Raw genomic sequence first — 19,486 nt, forward strand, 5'->3', positions numbered from 1 at the left:
CTTCCCGATTCTGTAAAAAATTGTAAGGCGCACGTTTGCATGACCTGCAAACATGTCGCCAGAATTACATAACAGCCGGGAATAGAAACTCAATGATAAAACTGCGTCAGGTACGCAAAACGTACAAGCAAGGCGGCAATGAAATCAAGGCCCTTGATGGCATTGATCTGGATATAGCGGCGGGTGAGTTTGTCGCCATCATGGGTCCATCCGGCTCAGGTAAATCCACCCTGCTAAATGTGCTGGGTGCACTCGACAAACCAGATCATGGCAGCTATCTGTTGAATCAGGAAGAAATCAGTCACATGGATGACGATGCAGCATCCGATATACGTAACCGCAACATAGGTTTCGTTTTCCAGTCCTTTCATTTGCTGCCACGTCTGAGCGTGCTGGAAAATGTATTACTGCCCCAGCGGTACACCAAATCCCCCGACTTGCAGGCTGAAGCGAGAGCCAGGCAATTGCTGGAAAGGATAGGCCTGGGTGCTCGCATGGGTCACAAGCCTGGTGAGCTGTCTGGCGGCCAATTGCAAAGAGCCGCCATCGCACGCGCCCTGCTCAACCAGCCCGCCCTGTTGCTGGCGGATGAACCAACTGGCAATCTCGACTCCAGAAGTGCTGCCGACGTGCTGAGTTTATTGGCTGAATTGCATGCTGCCGGTCAAACCCTGGTACTCGTCACGCATGACACGGCAGTCGCCGCCAGGGCCCAAAGAACCATACATCTTGCTGATGGTCGCGTGGCTGGAGCTGGTACATGAACAAACGCCCAATCTATCTTGCCCTTCAAGCATTACGATCATCCATGTCCATCCATCCCAGCCCGAAACTGAGGAGCCTGACAGGTCTTTCATGTCTACTCTTCTTCGTGGCCAGTGCGCCACTGGCAAAAGCAGATTTACCTGAAAATGCTGCGTCTGCCAAACAATCGCCTCGCCATCGTCCAATACTGCTGACGGGAGAAGTCGTTTCAAAAGATTCACAACATATTTTTGTACCACCGTCCAACTCTGCACCGGTAGTCTTGCGCAATTTTGTCGCAGAAGGAAGCCGGGTTAAAAAAGGAGACCTGGTACTGAGGATAGAAACATCTAACCCGGTTGATATGGAAGAGTTGATAACCGGCCTGGACAAGACCCGTGCCAGGACTGAGTCCGAGGTAGCAAAACTCGAAGTGGCTGCGCTGGACAGTGAAAAGAAACTGATAGAAGCCAAGACCGCACTATCCAAGGCAATCGTTGATGCAGCCTTGCCCAGGGCCCAGATATCAGCACTGGATTTCGACAAATACCAGGTTGAAAAAGAGAGGACTGAGCGTGACCTGCAAGTGAAGCAACTGGCCTATGCAGATGCGGTAGCAGCCGTCAAAAGAAGGATAGCAGACGGCGACCTTGAATTGAAAAAACAGGAAGTCAATCTGACCTTTCGCAAATCGCAATTGACACGTTCAGAAGTCAGGGCCAGCCAGGACGGCGTTGTTGTCCATGGTTACAGCAGTTGGCGCGGGGAAAGACTGGAAGAAGGATCAAGTGCCTTCCCTGGCAATGTTGCGGGCCAGGTTCTTGGGTCTGGCCCGGTAGAAGTGACAGCATGGGCACTGGAAGCCGACCGGATACATCTGAGCGAAAACCAGGCTGTTCAATTGACTTTCGATGCCTTGCCTGGCGTTGAAATCCAGACAAAAATCAAGAATATTTCCAGTGCACCGGAAGAACGTTCCAAATGGGGTTATGGACGATATTTTCGCGTTGATATACAACTGCCTGCACAACTTGCCAGCTACAATCTGGTCCCTGGCATGAGTGTCATGATAGAACCTCTTGCCACAGCCAAAACAGCAGCAAGATTACGGCCTGCCTCATCCGTATCATCAAGTCTGAAGAGTACCCCCGCCAATGAAATAACAGTTGAGGGTGAGATTCAGTCGCGCATGGTGACCCCGGTCGGACCGCCCTCCATCCCTTACATATGGCAATACACCCTGGCGCAACTGGCTCCGGAAGGCAGCACCGTCAAGGCTGGCGATGCAGCGGTCACTTTTCAGGCAGCTGAAGTACCGACCCAGTTGGCAAACCAAAAGAGCGCCCTCAACGAAAAACAAAGAGCGCTGGAAAAACTAAAACTGGACCAGGCAGAAGCAGAAAAGGCTGCAGACCTGGCCGTGGCTGAAGCACAAAGCAATGCCGAAAAAGCCGCCAGAAAAGCCACCATGCCAAAAGAACTGATACGTCGCGTCGATTACGACAAGCTGGTATTGGAAAAAGCCATGACGGCGGACCTGGCCAGCCTGGCCCTGAAATTGCGAACAACCCAGGCACGGGCGCGCAAGGCAGAAAAAACTGGACTGGAAACAGAAATCAGTCAGTTGCAAAGAAAAATTGAGCAGCTGATCGCTGGTCAACAAGCGCTCACCGTCAAGGCGAAACAAACCGGGATGATGATCTACAAGAGCAATTTCAGCGGCGATAAATTCACCGCCGGCAGTCAGGTATGGGTGGGTCTGTCTGTTGCCAGCCTGGCAGATCCGGACAGGCTGTTCGTCACGGCCAAGGTACCGGAAGCGCAAGCCACCGATATCAAGCCAGGACAGGCTGCACGCATCAATATCCCCGGCGCCAACATGACGCTGGCAGCGCGTGTCACGGCACTGGGTAGTGTCTTCCACACCAAATCGACCACGCAACCCATCATCGTGCGCGATATCGAACTGGAGTTTGAACAGCCCCCCAAAGGCTTGAAGCCGGGTGCTGCAGTACAGGCCATCCTGTCAGGCTCAGCAATAATCAAACCTGTGCCGGCGGTGACGGAGCAAAGAAAATGAAAAAAATCAGACCCACGAGCAATCTTGAAAGGCTGAAAGGCACATATGGCTTTTGGCTGCTGCCACTGACACTCATGCTTGCAGCCTGTGGCACTCAGACTGAAGCGCCAGCAATAGCCACAGAAACTTTCGACGCCAGGAACTGGCAGGAAAATATTATCGTTGATGGTGAAATCATCGCTGCCGAAAAAACACCATTGACAGTGCCAGGTGAAGGCTGGGACAGCAGGATACTGGTCGAGATGATTGCCGATGGCAGCCTGGTAAAAAAAGGCCAGCTGATCGCCCGCTTTGACGCCCCCAAGTCACGTATGGAATTGTCGCAGGCAGAACTGGAGTTATTACGCAAAGCGCTGGCAGAAGAGGCAATCCAGGCTGGTGACGCCAGCAACCGCTCCAGTCTGGCGGCAGATACAGCCAAAGTGCAAAATGACCTGCGTCTGAGCGAGCGTTACGCTAACGCTGACCTGGCCATTTTTTCCCGAAATAAAATTCTCGATGAATTGCAGGACAGTGGTTTCCTGAAAAACAAACGCGGCTATCTGGACTGGAAAACCGGCCAGGTAAAATCCCGTAGTGCTGCTGAAGAAGCCGTACTGGGCTCGCAAAAAGAAAGTGTCAGTCTGACGGCGAGCCAACATAGAAAGAACCTGGATGCCCTGGATTTGTTGGCGCCCCATGACGGCGTCTTTTTGTTGCAGGCAAACTGGGAGGGTGACAAACCCCAGATAGGCGCCAGCAAACGCCCCCGGGAAGAGTTTGGCTCCCTGCCGGATCTTGAGCACCTGGTTGCCAGTTTCAGCATTGAAGAAGGACGTACTTTCGGATTGAAAACCGGGCAGCAGGTCAAGTTACGGCTGGCTGGCAGCGGTCAGGAAATTGTGCTGACCATCAGCAAAGTCGGCAATAGCGCCAGTGTGCTATCGAGGGAATCACCGGTCAAGTTCATTACCGTAGAAGCCGCCTTCAGCAAAGAACAGGTACAGCAGTTTGCATTGAAGCCTGGGCAAAGCGTGATAGGCAGTATCAGCCTGGTCAATGAACCCAAAGCCATGACATTGCCCAATATTGCTCTGGTTCAGGAGGGTAATAATTATGCTGTTTATGTGAAAGATGGCGCGCAGATCAGACGTCAGACTGTTGCACTTGGCTTGCGCGGCCCAGCGCGCAGTGAGATCAAGTCTGGCATCAGCAAGGGCATGCAAGTGGTCTTGCTACCTGAGGTCAAGAACAAAGAAAGTAAAGAAAAAAACAAAGATAAAAGCAAAGACAAGGAAATAAATTCATGAACCGCGCACTCATTACAGAAGCCATCAGTGAGCTGCAAAGGCGTAAACTGCGTACCGGCCTGACCCTGCTGGGCATGATATTTGGTGTGGCTGCGATTGTCGCCATGCTGGCTGTCGGTGAAGGTAGTCGCCGTGAGGCATTGCGCCTGGTCGCAGAACTCGGCCTCAACAACGTCATCATTGAAAGCAAGACTATCGATGACAAACGCCTCAAGGAAATCCGCAACAGGTCACTGGGGCTGTCTGCTGCCGATGCCGACGCAGCTCTGTTGGTGGTGCCTGGCGCACAACTCGTCGCCCTGAAAAAAGAAATCAAGGTTGACCAACTCTCCACCGGCAACAAGGTCGAAACAGGACGTGCCTTTGCCGTATCCACCAGCTATGCAGAGTTAAGTGGCCTGCAAACCGGCCAGGGGCGCTGGCTCGACGAAGAAGACAATGCCAGCCTCGCACCGGTGTGTGTACTGGGACCGCGTCTGGCGCATAAATTATTTGGTGACCGCAATCCTGTCGGTGAGCGTATCAAACTCAACCACGCCTGGCTGGAAGTCGTCGGTGTACTGGCTGACCGGGCACTCAGCAAGTCAGAATTTGAAGGTGTCAAACTTGGTCTTGATGATGAACGCCTGTTCGTCCCCTGGCAGACTGGTCGCGCCCGCTTCCGCTTCACCATGCTGGAAGACGAGGTTGACGGCATCAGCCTGCGCCTGGACGGCAAGACCGCGCCTGACATCGCCGCCCGGGTTTTGCAAAACCTGATAGAACAAAGGCATGCCAGCGCTGACGACACCAATCTCATCGTCCCCATGGGCCTGTACAGACAAAACCAGCAAACCCAGCGCATCTTCACCATCGTCATGAGTTCCATCGCTGCCGTATCCCTGCTGGTGGGTGGCATCGGCATCATGAACATCATGCTGGCCAATGTACTGGAGCGCAAGCGGGAAATCGGCCTGAAACGGGCACTGGGTGCACGCAAACGCGATGTGATTGAGCAATTTCTCGCGGAGGCCCTGGTGATTGCCTTCAGTGGCGCCTTGTTCGGCGTGATACTGGGCGCTGCCGCCGCCTATAGTATCGCAGCACTGGCCGGTTGGTCAGTCGCCTGGGCACCCGTCAGTCTGATATTTGCAGTCACATCATGCGTTGCCGTCGGCCTGGCTTTTGGCGTATTCCCGGCACGGCAAGCCGCTGCCCTGGACCCGATTGCTGCTTTACGAACAGATGGCTAAATGCAAAATTGATCAGGATCAGGGGATGTAACTTCGCTCTTTATCTCTATTGCGAAATTCATTCTCTAATCCTGCACAATTTACTTGTACGCAGCCAAACCAGCTTACTTCGTTAAAAAGACATTCACCGTCAAGATTGTCTTTTAAGAATTGACAATTCTTAAACTCACAATCGACAAACCTGACACCAGAAAATGCCGAGCCACGAAAAACACAGTCTGAAAACTTGACATCAACAAAAACGGATGTACTGAACAAGCCCCAATACCATTCACAGCCTGTAAAACTGCAACTCAGGAAGGCAGATGTAACATGCTCTCCTTCAAACGGGATATCGGCAAACTCGCAATATCGAAACACATGCTCTTCCAGGCTGACCGGTTTCTTCAGGCTGGAAACAAAGTTCTGACTTTCAAAAAGCATGTGAAATAAATCAGGCCCGCTCAGATTATGCGCAAAGAATAATCAGTCGCCTTGATATCCTTGGTCAGGCTACCTATGGAAATCCTGTCCACGCCAGTTTCTGCTATCGCCCTCACTGTCGTGTGATCAACACCGCCTGAGGCTTCCAGCAAGGCACGGCCGGCATTGATTGCAACAGCCTCACGCATCATGTCCGTATCAAAATTATCGAGCAGGATAGAGGTGGCGCCTGCTTGCAAAGCGGTCTGCAACTGTTCCAGCGTTTCCACTTCTATCTGTATGCTGGTGCCAGCATCAAGGGCCAATGCCTTTTGCATGGCCTGGGCCACACCACCGGCTGCGGCAATGTGATTTTCCTTGATCAGGATGCCATCATACAGCGCCAGACGCTGATTCTTGCCACCACCGACCCGGACTGCGTATTTTTGTGCCAGGCGCAGGCCGGGCAAGGTTTTGCGGGTGTCGAGTATGGCAGCTTTGGTGCCCGCGATGATCGCTGTATATTTGCTGGTAGCAGTTGCTACAGCAGATAACAATTGCAGGAAATTCAGGGCCGAACGCTCTGCCGTCAGCAGTGCTCTGGCAGGCGCCTTGATTTTGCAGACGACCGTATTGGCCTTCATCTGTTCGCCTTCGGCATATTGCCAGTCCACGTCTATACCGGCATCCAGGGCTGTCATGACGGCATCAAACCAGGGGGCGCCACAGAGAACGGTGTCCTCCCTGACGATGACCTGAGCCTGCACCATCTCATCGGCAGGCACCAGCAAACCGGTCAGGTCGGCAGCGCCTACGTCTTCTTCCAGCGCATCACGGATATTGCGTTCAAACGCTTTTTGCAAATCTGCATCGAAAGGGAAATGTTTGTTCTTTAAATTACCAGGCATAGCTGATTAACCTCAGTTTTACTCAGTTGTATTTTATTTGACGTGCGCAGCATTCAGGCCGGACCTATGCCTGAGAACAATTTGCTCTCTTTCGCCAGATCGCCGGATGGACGTACATTGGCTTTTTTTGCCGCTGCGAAATCGAGCATGCGGTCTATGCAGACCTTGGCTTTTTGCCCGATCACAGGGTCAACCTGGATTTCATTATTGCCGTTTTCCAGCACCTGGACCAGGTTGCGCAAGCCATTCATGGCCATCCACGGACAGTGTGCACAGCTCTTGCAGGTCGCACTGTTGCCCGCCGTCGGGGCAACGATGAAACGCTTGCTTGGTGCTGCCATCTGCATCTTGTGCAGGATGCCATTATCGGTGGCAACGATGAATTCATCGGCATCCAGGGTTTGCGCCGCATGGATCATCTGCGAAGTCGAGCCGACGACGTCCGCCAGCGCCACAACGGCAGCCGGGGATTCAGGATGGACCAGTATCTTGGCTTTTGGGTGTTCAGCCTTGAGCAGGTCCAGTTCTATGCCCTTGAATTCGTCATGCACCAGGCAAGACCCCTGCCACAACAGCATGTCGGCGCCTGTCTGTTTCTGTATGTAGCTGCCAAGGTGTTTGTCCGGTGCCCACAGGATCTTTTTGCCTTGGGCATGCAGGTGGGCGACGATATCGAGACCTATACTCGACGTCACCATCCAGTCGGCACGCGCCTTGACGGCCGCGCTGGTATTGGCATAGACGACCACGGTGCGGTCAGGGTGGGCATCGCAAAAGGCGGCAAATTCATCTGCCGGGCAACCCAGGTCGAGCGAACAGGTCGCATCCAGGTCAGGCATCAATATGGTTTTTTCAGGGCTCAGTATCTTGGCAGTTTCGCCCATGAATTTGACACCGGCAACGACCAGGGTCCTGGCGGGATGATCGCGGCCAAAGCGCGCCATTTCCAGCGAGTCAGACACGCAACCACCGGTTTCTTCGGCCAGGTCCTGCAATTCTGCATCAACATAATAATGCGCCACCAGCACAGCCTGTTTCTCTTTCAACAGCTGGCGCACCCGCTCCTTCAACTCCAGTCGCTCTACCGCCGACGGCGCATCGGGCACGCGCGCCCAGGCATTTGCAGTGCAGCTACTACCCACATCCATTTGCGGGCGTTCAAATTCAACAACTTTGGTATCCATATTCACCTACATAGCCAGCGCACATGGATCAGATGCACGCTGATGACGAGAAATGACGAAAATATATGGCAGGGACCAGTCCCCGCACCCGGAATAGCAGGACAGACATACCGATAACAGAATGACCATCCCACTGCATTTCAAGCCATAGTATACGCTCTTACCAGATATTTACCCGGGTCGCGTTCGGACGCAGCGGAGAATGCTCGCTCTTGCACTGGAAAGCCTCGGAAAATTCCGGCATGTTTGCCAGTGGTGCGATGACGCGATACTTGTCAGGCGCATGCGGGTCTGTTGCCAGTTTCATACGTAGCATCTCATCACGTATCAGACTACGGAAACTTTGGGCATTCGCCACAAAGAAGCGTTGGTCGACTGTCAGCCCATCAATTTCTTTGGCTTGTGGTTTGCGCTCCAGTGACTTGTGCAAGGCTTGCAGCGCTATCTTCATGCCACCAAGATCGGCAATATTCTCACCCGCGGTCAGCTTGCCATTGATATGCAGTTTATCGATGGGATTGAATTCATCAAACTGCTTTTCTATGGCCTTGACACGGATCAGGAATTTTTTCTCATCCTGTTTGGTCCACCAGCTTTTCAGGTTACCTTCTGAATCATACTGACGCCCCTCATCATCAAAGGCGTGGGTCAGTTCATGACCTATCGTGGCGCCGGTATTGCCATAGTTTGCAGCAGGATCGGCCTTCACATGATATAGCGGCGGTTGCAGTATGCCCGCCGGGAATACCATTTCATTCATGGTAGGGTTGTAGTAGGCATTCACCGTTTGCGGCGTCATACCCCACTCATTCCTGTCTATGGGTTTACCCAGCTTGGCCAGGTTGCGCTTGAATTCAAATTCAGCGGCGCGCGCGGTATTCGCTGCATAGGGGCCGGTATCAATCTGCAGGCTGCTGTAGTCGCGCCATACATCGGGATAACCTATCTTGACCAGGATGGTATCGAGTTTTTTGTAGGCTTGCTGTTTGGTTGCGTCCGACATCCATTCCAGCTTGCCTATGCTTTCACGCATGGCCAGCTTGATATTATCGACCATTTCCAGCACGCCGGCCTTGGCTTCCGGGCCAAAAAATTTGGCGACGTAGAGTTCACCCATCGCTTCACCGGCCATGACATCAATTGCGCCCAGCACACGTTTCCAGCGGGGTTGCAATTCCTTGGTGCCGGCCAGTGTCTTGCCATAGAAGTCAAAATTGGCATTGACGAAGGCAGAACTCAAGTCCCTGGCTCGCGCATTCGCCAGTTGCCAGCGCAGGTAAGTCTTCCATTGATCAAGGCTGACACCATTGATCATGCGCCCTGCTTCAGCGATGAATTTAGGGTGCGCCAGATTGAATTGCCCCGGCTTGGCCAGGCCAAGCTCATTGAAATAGACAGACCAGGCGGTTTTCTGATCGGCCTTTTGCAAGGCAGCAAGATCAGACAGATGGTAGCTGGCTTGCGGGTCACGCAATTCCACTTTGGTCAGCGATGCCTTGGCCAGGCGGGTTTCCATGCCCATCACCACATCCGCATTTTTCTTTGCCTGCTCAGGCGTATCACCGAGCAAACCAAAAACCTGTGCGACATAGGCCAGGTATTTTGCCCTTATCTCTTTGGTTTTGGCATCGGTCTTGAGATAATAATCACGGTCTGGCAGACCCAGGCCACCCTGGCTAATTTGGGGGATATAGCGCGTTGTATTCTTGGCGTCCTGGTCAACACTGAAGCTAAACAGGGGCATGACGCCCTGTTTGTGCAAACCTGCAATCACAGCCAGCAATTGCTGGCCATCCTTGATGGCATTGATATTTGCAAATTGCGGTTCCAGCGGCTTGACACCGTCTTTTTCTATCTGCTCTTCGTTCATGCCACTGGCATAAAATGCACCAACCAGTTGCGCAGCCTTGCTTTTGCCCTCTCCCTTTGCGGCATCTTTGGCGGCCGTTTCGGCAATCTGCTTCAGCGCCGCCAAATTTCTCTCCGTGACTTCGTCATAGGCGCTATAGCGCGCCCGGTCTGAAGGGATGGGGTTGGCTTTGAGCCACTCGCCATTTGAATACTGGAAGAAGTCTGTACAAGGATCCGCTTTTTTGTCCATGGTCATGGATTCCAGCACAAGCTGGTTGGAATTTGCGGTTTGCGCCATGACCGTCGTCGCCATGCAGGTTGTGGCGACCAGGCTGGCCATGATGCTGCGCTTGAAGAGATGAGTCGTTTTCAATTGTTGGTCCCTTTTGTGATTTTCTTGATTTCTGCTTTATGTTTTGATTTTCAGCTTGCTTATTTTGGCAGTACCTGCACCGCAATACCAGAATACTGCCCCGGAGAACGATACACTCTTTGCGTTGCCTTCTGGAAATCTTCAGGATTGGCCTTGGGTATGTCCATGAATTTCTGCGGATTCAGATCAACCAGAGGAAACCAGCTGCTTTGCACCTGCACCATGATGCGATGACCGCGACGGAAAGTGTGATGGATGTCCGGCATGTTATAGCTGATGGCAGCAACCTTGCCCGGCACGAAAGCTTCCGGTTTTTCAAAACTGTTGCGGAATTTGCCGCGCAGGGGTTCGCCCCTGACCAGTTGCTGATAACCCGCCATGTTCGTCACGGGTGGTGGCACGTCACTGGCCCTGTCGCGTGCTGCCTGCCTGTCTGGATATTCTGAGGGATAGACGTCAATCAGTTTCACGACCCAGTCAGCATCGGTACCAGAAGTAGATACAAATAACCTGGGATTGACCGGCCCGACGATGGTGACATCTTCATCCAGAGGTTCCGTCTGATACACCAGCACATCGGGCCTGGTCGAAGCAAAACGCTGGTCCGAAATCACGTATTCACGCGGCACGCCGGTTGCCGCATAGGAAATGAATGGCACCGGTTTTTTCGGGTCGCTGATGTATTCATCAAAGGTGTTGAATTCAGTCTGTGGCTCCTTCCAGCTCAGGCTGCCATCGTTACCAAAATACAGGGTACGCTTTTGTGCCTGTTGTGGCGGCCAGCTGGGGTATTCACGCCAGACATTGGTGCCAGTTTCAAACACCATGACTTCCGGCAGGCTTTTACCAGTAGCACCTTTCAAATGCTGCTCAAAGAAAGGAAAAACGATGTTCTTGCGATAATATTCGCCCGTTTTGACATCGAAGCTGACATGCCCCAGGGATTTGCCATCTGCCCCACCCCAACCGCCATGTGACCATGGTCCCATGACCAAACCGTTGTAAAACCCTTTGTTATTGCTTTTAATGCTGTGATAAGTCGTAAAAGGCCCCTGCGGATCTTCGGCGTCATACCAGCCGCCTACGGTCAATACGGCGGCCTTGATATTCTTCAGATGCGGGGCAATATTTCTTCTCTTCCAGAAATCATCATAACTGTTGTGCTCTATTGTCGGCATCAATAGCTGACGCTGTTTGTCGCTCAATTGCGCAGTAATATTTTTCAGGCTCATATGCTTGAGAAAATATTGATAGCCATCCGAGGTACCAAAATCGAATTCTTCCCAGCGCTTGGGCAGGCTGGTCGGATTTTTTTCTATGGTAAAACTGGAATAAAAACCAAAGTTTGCAGCGAGCATGAAAGCGCCACCGTGATAGGAATCATCCCCCATAAACAGGTCAGTTACTGGCGCCTGTGGCGATGCCGCCTTGATCGCAGGATGGGAATCAATCACGCTGGCCGAGGTATAAAATCCTGGATAAGAAATGCCCCAGATCCCGACCTTGCCATTGTTACCCTTGACGTTTTTCAGCAGCCATTCCACTGTGTCATGCATGTCCTGGCTCTCGACACCCTCACCGGCTATCCGGTCAGTTTTGACGTGGGGCGTCATTTCTTGCCAGACACCCTCGGACATATAGCGGCCACGGACATCCTGCTTGACGAAAATATAGCCACTCTGGTCGAATTCTTTTGATGGCCCCAGCGACTGCGGGTAGTAATCGACACCGTAATGCGTCTGCCCTCCTTCATAGACACCACTGCCATAAGGCGAACGGCTCATCAGGAAAGGATAGCTTTTGCTGCTATCCTTGGGGACATAGACCACCGTGAAAAGGCGCGTACCGTCACGCATCGGTATCTGGTATTCGTATTTGGTGTATTGTTCACGAATCTGCGGCTTGGGCGGTGTTGGCGGGTCTTCCATGACAGTTGCCGCAGCCAACGCTGGAAGGCTCAGCGACATGGACATGATGCAAAATGCGGCACATTTCTTTAACGTGAATTGCATATTTTCCTTAAATTTTGGGCTCTTTTTCGACCAGATATTTAATTGACAGTGAGGATTGCTGACCAAAAATGCAAATTGGAGCAGAATAGTAACTGAGTGTAATCAGGTCAATAAGTTTCCTGATTTCGTCCTAAACTGGAAATATTGAATGAACCCTCTTTGAAATTGTCACAATGACATGAAATTATTAAAACTCCCAGCGCTACTCCTTGCAGCCCTGATGTTCAGTAATACGGCGCAAGCCCACCCTCCTTCTCATCATGGCCGCTCTCGCGTCAGTATTGGTTGGGGTGCAAGTGTAGGCCTGGGTGTCGGCCTTGCCTTGGCAAGCTATCCGTATTACAACGGGTATCGTTACAACTACAGGGTCAACAGCTACCCGTACGATTACTCCTGGCGCTGGTATCCCAGTGTGGTGGTAGAGCCAGCTATCAGTTATAGCGTTCCGGTTGTTACCCGCACGGTGTACCCGACCTATTACGAACCAGACTACACTTACAATAACAACGACCGTTATCAGGCCAGTCCACCACCGCAAGTGGCTTCAGACAGGGAATGGTTGTATTGCCACCAGCCAGACGGCTTCTACCCGATGATTCAATCATGCCCGGGCGGCTGGCAGCGTGTAGCAAAGTAGCCTGGCGATCAGTATCTGTCAGCATATAGAAGGCGCTAAAAACAGAAAGGGTGCAATTATTGACTAATTGCACCCTTGTTTTTTTACCACTTCTTTTTTTGATCCAGCCAAACCTGGATCATGCACTGCTAGTACGCGTCATGCATTCTGTTTCTGTAGCACACTGCGTATGGTCGCGGCCAGTTCTTCAGCCACGAACTTGGCCACATAAGCATCGGCACCAACGGTTTTGATATGATCTTCATTTGTCGCACCAGACAGGGATGAATGAATGACCACCGGCAAGAAACGGAAGCGTTCATCCTGCTTGATCTTGCGTGTCAGTGTAAAACCGTCCATCTCAGGCATCTCAAGATCGGTCAGCACCATGGCGACCTTGTCTCGTACCCCCTTGCCTTCGGCCTGGGCTGAAGCTGCCAGTGACTGCAGCTTTTCCCAGGCTTCCTTACCGGTCTTGGTCATGATGTATTGGGCACCCATGGCAGTCAGGGCCTGCTCGATCAGGCCACGGGCCACCGCTGAATCATCGGCCGCCAGGATGGAAGCGCCGGCCTGCATCTTGAGTTTTGCACCTATGGTTTCAGGATCAACATCCTTGGTATCAGAAGGTGTAATCTGACGCAATATCTGCTCAACATCCAAAACCTGGGCCAGACGGGTATCTTCAGTGTCGCCATCGAGGCGGGCAATGCTGGTAACCATGCCACCAGCAGCACTGCTTTCTGCCGACAAGACCTGGCTCCAGTCCAACCGCACAATCTCTTCCACGGATTCCACCGCAAAACCCTGGGTGGTCCGGGCATATTCGGTCACCAGCATGATGTTCAAGCCGGTCTTGGGTTTGAGCCCGACGACAGATGGCAGGTCTATCACTGGGATGATCTGGCCACGCAAATTAACCACCCCAAGCATATGTGGCATGGCGCCGGCCATACCAGTTATGGTAGGCATGGCCACGATTTCACGGACCTTGAAGACGTTGATTCCAAATAATTCCGACCTGTCGCTATTGCCATCCGTCCCCAAGCGGAAGAGCAACAGCTCAAACTTGTTGGACGCAGTCAGATTGGTACGTTCGTCAACTTCTTGCTGTACGGAACTCATGTCTGTTTTCCTCATGTTGGTGATGGATCACGAAGCGATTGTCCTGCGTTTATTGGCAATTTTATTGCTACGTAATTATTTTATAACATGGTGTATAAGCCTTGCCAGGTAATTTCATGCGGCTTTGTGAGACAAATGATGCCAGCAAGGTGTCCATGCAAGCCATTATTTCACTATCTCCGCGAATCTCAAAGTGACCATGCTTCTCTATGGCCCGTATGCCTTGATTTTTAACATTCCCAGCAACAACACCAGAAAAAGCCCTGCGCAAGTTTGCAGCCAGTAAATGAGATTCCTGGTTCTTATGCAGTGCCAGATTACGCATGTTTTCATGGGTGGGCTCAAAAGGCCTCTGGAATTCAGCATCAATCTTCAACAACCAGTTGAAATAATAGGCATCGCCCTTGGCCTTGCGGAACTCACGCACCCTTTTGATACCGGCATGCACTTCCTGGGCAACCTTGACCGGGTCATTGACAATGATCTGGTAACTCTTTTGTGCTTGCGGTCCGAGCGTATCACCGATGAAGCGGTCTATCTGCCTGAAATAGTCGGCGGCGCTTTCCGGCCCGGTGAAAATCAACGGGAATGGCAGGTTAGCATTATCAGGGTGCAGCAGTATGCCCAGCAGGTAAAGTATCTCTTCTGCAGTACCAGCGCCGCCGGGGAAGACGATCACAGCATGCCCCATGCGGACAAAGGCTTCCAGGCGTTTTTCTATATCCGGCAAAATAACCAGATCATTGACAATGGGATTAGGCGCTTCTGCAGCAATGATGCCGGGCTCGGTGATACCGACATAGCGCCCGGTTGTCACCCTCTGCTTGGCGTGGCCTATGGTGGCGCCCTTCATGGGGCCCTTCATCGCACCCGGCCCGCAGCCTGTGCAGATATCCATGCCGCGCAGGCCAAGCTGGTAGCCTACATGCTTGGTGTAGTCATATTCTCCACTGGAAATGGAATGTCCACCCCAACATACGACCATATTCGGGTTGACCTGAGGTCGCAACAAATTGGCATTGCGCAGCACATGAAAAACTGCGTCGCTGATACCTTCAGTCGTGTTCAGGTCGAACTTGCTGGCATCTTCCAGTGCAGCCTTGATGAACAGGATGTCGCGCAACACAGCAAACAGGTGCTCCTGTATGCCCTTGATCATGACGCCGTCAACAAATGCGCTGGCAGGCGCGCCCTTGACATCGAGCTTGATACCGCGTTCACGCTGTATGATGCTGATATCAAAACTCTTGTAACGCTCCAGCAATTCCTTGCCATCATCAAGACCACTGCCGCAATTCAATACCGCCAGCGCGCAACTGCGAAATACCTGATACAGACCGCCATGGCTATTGTCCAGTACCTGAGCAACCTCAGCCTTGGACAAAACTTCCATACGCCCTTCGGGCGAAATTTGAGTGTCAATAACTTCGAATTCCATAACTGCTTTTTCGCTCCTGAAAATGCGGAGGCAGATCAATCTGTCCGCTGGCCGCGCCACCAATGGCCCGACCAAGACGCAGTCAACAACACTGCAAACAAAGGCTACAAACCTTTACTTCCATTATGCATGGAATTGACGCAAGGGAATTCCCTTAAAGCACTTTTTTCATCATTTTCCGTGTAAAGAAAGGCAAATTACCCCTGAGCGTGCAAACACCAGTACCTAGCGACGGACCAGCTCTTTGACAGCAAAGAAAAAATATTTGACTAAATCATTGTATATGGCGCTCATGCCATGTACAATTCGCCTCCTTCAGACGCGGGGTGGAGCAGTCTGGCAGCTCGTCGGGCTCATAACCCGAAGGTCGTAGGTTCAAATCCTGCCCCCGCAACCAAGTTTATGTTCTGGTGCATTCGCACAAATTTACCGAGCACAATTGATTTCTTCGGCAAACCTTTGTCGGGATATTTTTTATTCTCGTAGTTTGTTCAAACGTCACCACACTTACTCTGATAGAAACGCCGATGAAAGACAATAAAGATCATGCTACGCTGGAACTGCCAGGCTTCGGCGAACCCGCATTTTTATTGCCAGAAACCAGAAAACCCGGCAAATCATCACAACGTCAACGCGGCAGAAAACAGGAACAGCTGGATCTGCTTGAAGTACTGGGGCCGACAGACCGCAGCGGCTTGCCAGCCTGGGTGCATGATGAAAACATCGACCTGACTGGCCTGCCTATCTGGCGCTAACCATTAAACGCAATAATCAGGCTCAGACGCGCACCAATGCCTTGATCACCGGCCACTGCCGGCGCGAAATAGGCAAGCGCTCAGCGCATCCTGTAACGATAACCTGCCAGGACTCCGACACTTTCTCCTGCCCGCCATCTGCATCAACAACCTGTACCGCTCTCTCCACACCATTGATCGCTGCCCGCGCAACCAGGGCATTTCTGTGCACCCTCACCAAAAGCTCGCTCAACTCCAGTTCTATAGATGTCAGCGACTCTTCCAGCAAATACTCACGTTGAATGGTGTGTAGGGTGACGTATTTCTGCTCTGCCTTCAGAAACAGGACATCTGACACGGGGATCAGCAATATGCGGCCACGCTCAAGCACAGAAAAATGCCTGCGCCGGCTATTACCTGCGTCAGCAGCTATCGTTGGCGGCAAGTGCGGCTCACTACCGGCTTTTTCACATGCGCGCCCTATCGCATCAACCAGACGATTGGCGCGAACCGGCTTCATCAGATAATCAAGTGCATGCACTTCAAAGGCCTTGACTGCAAACTCATCATAGGCCGTGACAAAAATGATCGCCGGCGGACGCATATTCAACTGATGCTGCGCCAGATGCTGGGCCAGTTCTATGCCATTCATGCCTGGCATTTGTACATCGAGCAAAACGATATCGGGATGCAGGCTACCGATCTGTTCCAGCGCCAACATGGCATTTTCCGCCTCGCCGACAACAAGGGTAGGACATTGTTCGGTAATGTCTGACAGCAAAGTTTTCAATCTTTGACGGGCAGGCGCCTCGTCATCAACAATCAAAATTCTTGGATTCATTATCTCTTGGCCGGAAATTGCAGTTTGACTTCAAAGTGCGTATCCAGCACACCATATTGTATTTGCGCTTCGATATCATAAAGCAAACTTAAACGTTGTCGTATGTTTTCCAACGCCATCTGATTACCCGATGCCAGCTTGGCGTCGGCATGATAGGGATTGCGTATGCAGATATCGACCTTATCCAGATGCCGGCTGATTTCAACTTCGATGACAGCCGCCTGCACAGAAGGCTCGACCCCATAATGCACCGCATTCTCAAGCAAGGGCTGCAACAGCAGCGAGGGAATTTCTATATCAACCAGTTCCTTGGAACTGATTTTTTCCTTGTCCCAGACTATCTGCAGGCGATCACCCAGGCGGATTTTCTCTATCGCCAGGTATTGCTCGCACAAGCGTATTTCGTCCTGCAGGCTGGTGACATTACGGGTATCGCGCATCAAGACCCTGAATAAATCCGACAGGTCTTCCAGTACCAGTTCCGCCCGCCTCGGTTCTGTGCGTATCAATGACAAGGCGGTATTCAAGCTATTGAACAGAAAATGCGGTCGTATTCTTGCCTGCAGCGCCTGCAACCTGGCTTCGCCCAGTGCCGGTGAAAAAGCCCGTGTACGCAGTTCAAAATACTGTTGAAATCCTATCCCCAGCAATGCGCATGCTGCAACCACGAAAAGAGGGTTCAAGCGCGGAAAGCTCGCATCAAACCAATCCTGCCCTCGCAAATACAACAAGAACAGGGAGGCGATTGCGGTTGGCAGCATGCTGCACAGCAAGCGCTGAAACCAGGCCGACATGTAAAAACGCATCGCCAATCTGCGCACATTGCACATAACGAGCAACGACAACAGGCATATAGCCTCCAGCAGCATGGCCCCTTCCAAGAAATTCTGCAGGACCAGACGCCAGTCGTCGCCACGCGACCACAAAACCAGCAGTCCCAGGAAATTCACACTGAGCAGGATGCGTACGACCACGCCCAGGTTGCAACAGTCGGGGATCAGGGGCTCGCTTTGCAGGTTTTTCCTCTCTGAGTTTTTGTCAGTCACTTTGCTCATTTACATCTTACTGGGGGTTGCATATTGTATAAAATCTTGGCGAAAAGAGCATATTGTTAATCGGCCAAGCATACTTTGTACATTTCCAAGGGTAATTACCAGCAAAATCTGGGATAATCGCTAGAAATTTTCAAGCAAATGTTGCCAAAATGGCGAATTATTCACTATGACATCACAATTCAATAAAAAAGGCGAGGCATGGTCAGCCCGCTTTTCTGAACCGGTTTCCGATCTCGTCAAACGTTATACAGCGTCTGTCTTCTTTGATAACCGCATGGCCGCATTTGACATTCAAGGCTCGCTGGCCCATGCAGAAATGTTGCAAGCACAACAAATCATCACTGCCCAGGACTATGCCGACATACAGCGTGGCATGGCACAAATCAAGGCTGAAATTGACAATGGCCAGTTTGAATGGCTGCTTGATCTCGAAGATGTCCACCTGAACATAGAAAAACGACTGACAGAACTGGTTGGCGATGCCGGCAAGCGTTTGCATACCGGCCGCTCCAGAAATGATCAGGTAGCCACCGACATACGCCTTTACATGCGCAGCGCCATCGACAATATCGTTGGCCTGCTCACTGATTTCCGTCTGGCCTTGCTCGATCTGGCAGAAAAGAATGCCGACACCATCCTGCCCGGCTTCACTCACATGCAGGTAGCGCAGCCGATTACCTTTGGCCATCACATCCTTGCCTATGTTGAAATGTTTGGTCGTGACGCCGAACGCATGCTGGATTGCCGCAAACGTGTCAACCGCCTGCCACTGGGTGCCGCCGCCCTGGCTGGCACCACCTTCCCGATAGACCGTGAGCGCGTTGCCAGAACTCTGGGCTTTGACGAGGTTTGCTACAATTCTCTGGATGCCGTGTCTGACCGTGACTTTGCCATCGAATTCTGTGCGGCGGCCGCCCTGGTGATGACACATATTTCACGCATGTCAGAAGAGCTGGTGATCTGGATGAGCCCGCGTGTGGGCTTCATCGATATTGCTGATCGATTCTGCACCGGCTCATCCATCATGCCGCAAAAGAAAAACCCGGATGTGCCGGAACTGGCACGTGGCAAGACTGGCCGCGTGAATGGTCATTTGATCGCCTTGCTGACCCTGATGAAAGGCCAGCCACTGGCTTACAACAAGGACAACCAGGAAGACAAAGAACCGCTGTTTGATGCCGTAGACACTGTCATCGATACCCTGCGCATCTTTGCCGACATGGCAGGCGGCATCACGGTCAAGCCGGATGCCATGCGTGCCGCTGCCTTGCAAGGCTATGCCACCGCAACGGACCTGGCCGATTACCTGGTCAAAAAGGGTTTGCCATTCCGCGATGCCCACGAAGCCGTTGCCCTGGCCGTGCGCACCTGTGTTGACAAGGCTTGCGACCTGAGCGACATGTCACTGGAAGAATTGCGTACGTTTTCCAACCTGATCAATGATGATGTGTTTGAAGTATTGACACTCGAAGGCTCTGTCGCCGCCCGCAATCATGTTGGTGGCACTGCGCCCGAACAGGTCCGACTTGCCATCGCAAGACTACGCAACCAGTTGAAGTAAGGCAAGGAAATATATGGCTTTGGCTTCCTTCAAACACGAAG

The 19,486-nt window shown here is 52.0% G+C and carries 16 protein-coding genes and 1 tRNA gene; 8 read left to right on the forward strand and 9 right to left on the reverse strand.

Features of this window, described 5'->3' with window-relative positions; translation table 11 throughout:
* The first annotated feature begins 92 nt into the window (after window positions 1-92).
* The 4 genes from LZ463_RS07595 to LZ463_RS07610 are packed head-to-tail and all read left to right on the forward strand — an operon-like array spanning window position 93 to window position 5,345.
* Window positions 93-764: an ABC transporter ATP-binding protein gene (locus tag LZ463_RS07595; protein ID WP_241455012.1), complete on the forward strand. Its 672-nt coding sequence runs from the start codon at window positions 93-95 to the stop codon at window positions 762-764.
* Window positions 761-2,824, forward strand: coding sequence for an HlyD family secretion protein (locus LZ463_RS07600; protein WP_241455013.1), 2,064 nt, complete (start codon window positions 761-763; stop codon window positions 2,822-2,824). Before LZ463_RS07595 ends, LZ463_RS07600 begins: the two co-directional genes overlap by 4 nt.
* Window positions 2,821-4,113, forward strand: coding sequence for an efflux RND transporter periplasmic adaptor subunit (locus LZ463_RS07605; RefSeq protein ID WP_241455014.1), 1,293 nt, complete (start codon window positions 2,821-2,823; stop codon window positions 4,111-4,113). Before LZ463_RS07600 ends, LZ463_RS07605 begins: the two co-directional genes overlap by 4 nt.
* The gene (locus LZ463_RS07610) at window positions 4,110-5,345 is read left to right on the forward strand and encodes an ABC transporter permease (protein ID WP_241455015.1); all 1,236 of its coding nucleotides are present in this window, start codon (window positions 4,110-4,112) and stop codon (window positions 5,343-5,345) included. The genes LZ463_RS07605 and LZ463_RS07610 overlap by 4 nt, the downstream gene beginning before the upstream one ends.
* An 18-nt stretch (window positions 5,346-5,363) precedes the next feature.
* Here the strand turns inward: LZ463_RS07610 and LZ463_RS07615 are convergent, their stop codons facing one another.
* From LZ463_RS07615 to LZ463_RS07635, 5 genes are all read right to left on the reverse strand, one after another.
* A complete protein-coding gene (locus LZ463_RS07615) occupies window positions 5,364-5,768 on the reverse strand; it encodes a pentapeptide repeat-containing protein (RefSeq protein WP_241455016.1) in 405 nt (134 codons plus the stop codon).
* A 20-nt stretch (window positions 5,769-5,788) separates the two neighbouring features.
* A complete protein-coding gene (gene nadC, locus LZ463_RS07620; protein ID WP_241455017.1) occupies window positions 5,789-6,655 on the reverse strand; it encodes a carboxylating nicotinate-nucleotide diphosphorylase in 867 nt (288 codons plus the stop codon).
* A 53-nt stretch (window positions 6,656-6,708) separates the two neighbouring features.
* Complete coding sequence (gene nadA / locus LZ463_RS07625) at window positions 6,709-7,839, reverse strand: quinolinate synthase NadA (protein ID WP_241455018.1); 1,131 nt, start codon at window positions 7,837-7,839, stop codon at window positions 6,709-6,711.
* A gap of 160 nt (window positions 7,840-7,999) precedes the next feature.
* The gene (locus LZ463_RS07630) at window positions 8,000-10,063 is read right to left on the reverse strand and encodes a M13 family metallopeptidase (protein WP_241455019.1); all 2,064 of its coding nucleotides are present in this window, start codon (window positions 10,061-10,063) and stop codon (window positions 8,000-8,002) included.
* 59 nt (window positions 10,064-10,122) lie between these two features.
* Window positions 10,123-12,075: a CocE/NonD family hydrolase gene (locus LZ463_RS07635; RefSeq protein WP_241455020.1), complete on the reverse strand. Its 1,953-nt coding sequence runs from the start codon at window positions 12,073-12,075 to the stop codon at window positions 10,123-10,125.
* Window positions 12,076-12,295: 220 nt separating this feature from the next.
* Between LZ463_RS07635 and LZ463_RS07640 the strand changes: the two genes are divergently transcribed.
* Window positions 12,296-12,712, forward strand: a complete 417-nt coding sequence (locus LZ463_RS07640) for a hypothetical protein (RefSeq protein WP_241455021.1) — start codon at window positions 12,296-12,298, stop codon at window positions 12,710-12,712.
* Window positions 12,713-12,850: 138 nt separating this feature from the next.
* Here the strand turns inward: LZ463_RS07640 and LZ463_RS07645 are convergent, their stop codons facing one another.
* Both LZ463_RS07645 and ppnN read right to left on the reverse strand, forming a co-directional pair.
* Entirely contained in the window at window positions 12,851-13,816 is a 966-nt protein-coding gene (locus LZ463_RS07645) for a chemotaxis protein (RefSeq protein ID WP_241455022.1), read from the reverse strand.
* A gap of 67 nt (window positions 13,817-13,883) precedes the next feature.
* Complete coding sequence (gene ppnN / locus LZ463_RS07650) at window positions 13,884-15,254, reverse strand: nucleotide 5'-monophosphate nucleosidase PpnN (protein WP_277623978.1); 1,371 nt, start codon at window positions 15,252-15,254, stop codon at window positions 13,884-13,886.
* Window positions 15,255-15,574: 320 nt separating this feature from the next.
* Between ppnN and LZ463_RS07655 the strand changes: the two genes are divergently transcribed.
* Both LZ463_RS07655 and LZ463_RS07660 read left to right on the forward strand, forming a co-directional pair.
* Window positions 15,575-15,651, forward strand: a tRNA-Met gene (locus LZ463_RS07655).
* Between the two features lie 130 nt (window positions 15,652-15,781).
* On the forward strand, window positions 15,782-16,009 hold the full coding sequence (locus LZ463_RS07660) for a hypothetical protein (protein ID WP_241455023.1): 228 nt from the start codon (window positions 15,782-15,784) through the stop codon (window positions 16,007-16,009).
* Between the two features lie 22 nt (window positions 16,010-16,031).
* Here LZ463_RS07660 and LZ463_RS07665 read toward each other — a convergent pair whose 3' ends face one another.
* The gene (locus LZ463_RS07665; RefSeq protein ID WP_241455024.1) at window positions 16,032-16,829 is read right to left on the reverse strand and encodes a LytR/AlgR family response regulator transcription factor; all 798 of its coding nucleotides are present in this window, start codon (window positions 16,827-16,829) and stop codon (window positions 16,032-16,034) included.
* On the reverse strand, window positions 16,829-17,884 hold the full coding sequence (locus tag LZ463_RS07670) for a sensor histidine kinase (protein WP_241455025.1): 1,056 nt from the start codon (window positions 17,882-17,884) through the stop codon (window positions 16,829-16,831). Before LZ463_RS07670 ends, LZ463_RS07665 begins: the two co-directional genes overlap by 1 nt.
* Window positions 17,885-18,050: 166 nt before the next feature.
* On the opposite strand from LZ463_RS07670, the gene argH reads away from it, so the two are divergent.
* Window positions 18,051-19,445, forward strand: coding sequence for an argininosuccinate lyase (argH, locus tag LZ463_RS07675; protein ID WP_241455026.1), 1,395 nt, complete (start codon window positions 18,051-18,053; stop codon window positions 19,443-19,445).
* Window positions 19,446-19,486 lie beyond the last annotated feature (41 nt).

It is taken from the genome of Undibacterium paludis, assembly GCF_022568815.1.
Classification (GTDB): Bacteria; Pseudomonadota; Gammaproteobacteria; order Burkholderiales; family Burkholderiaceae_D; genus Undibacterium.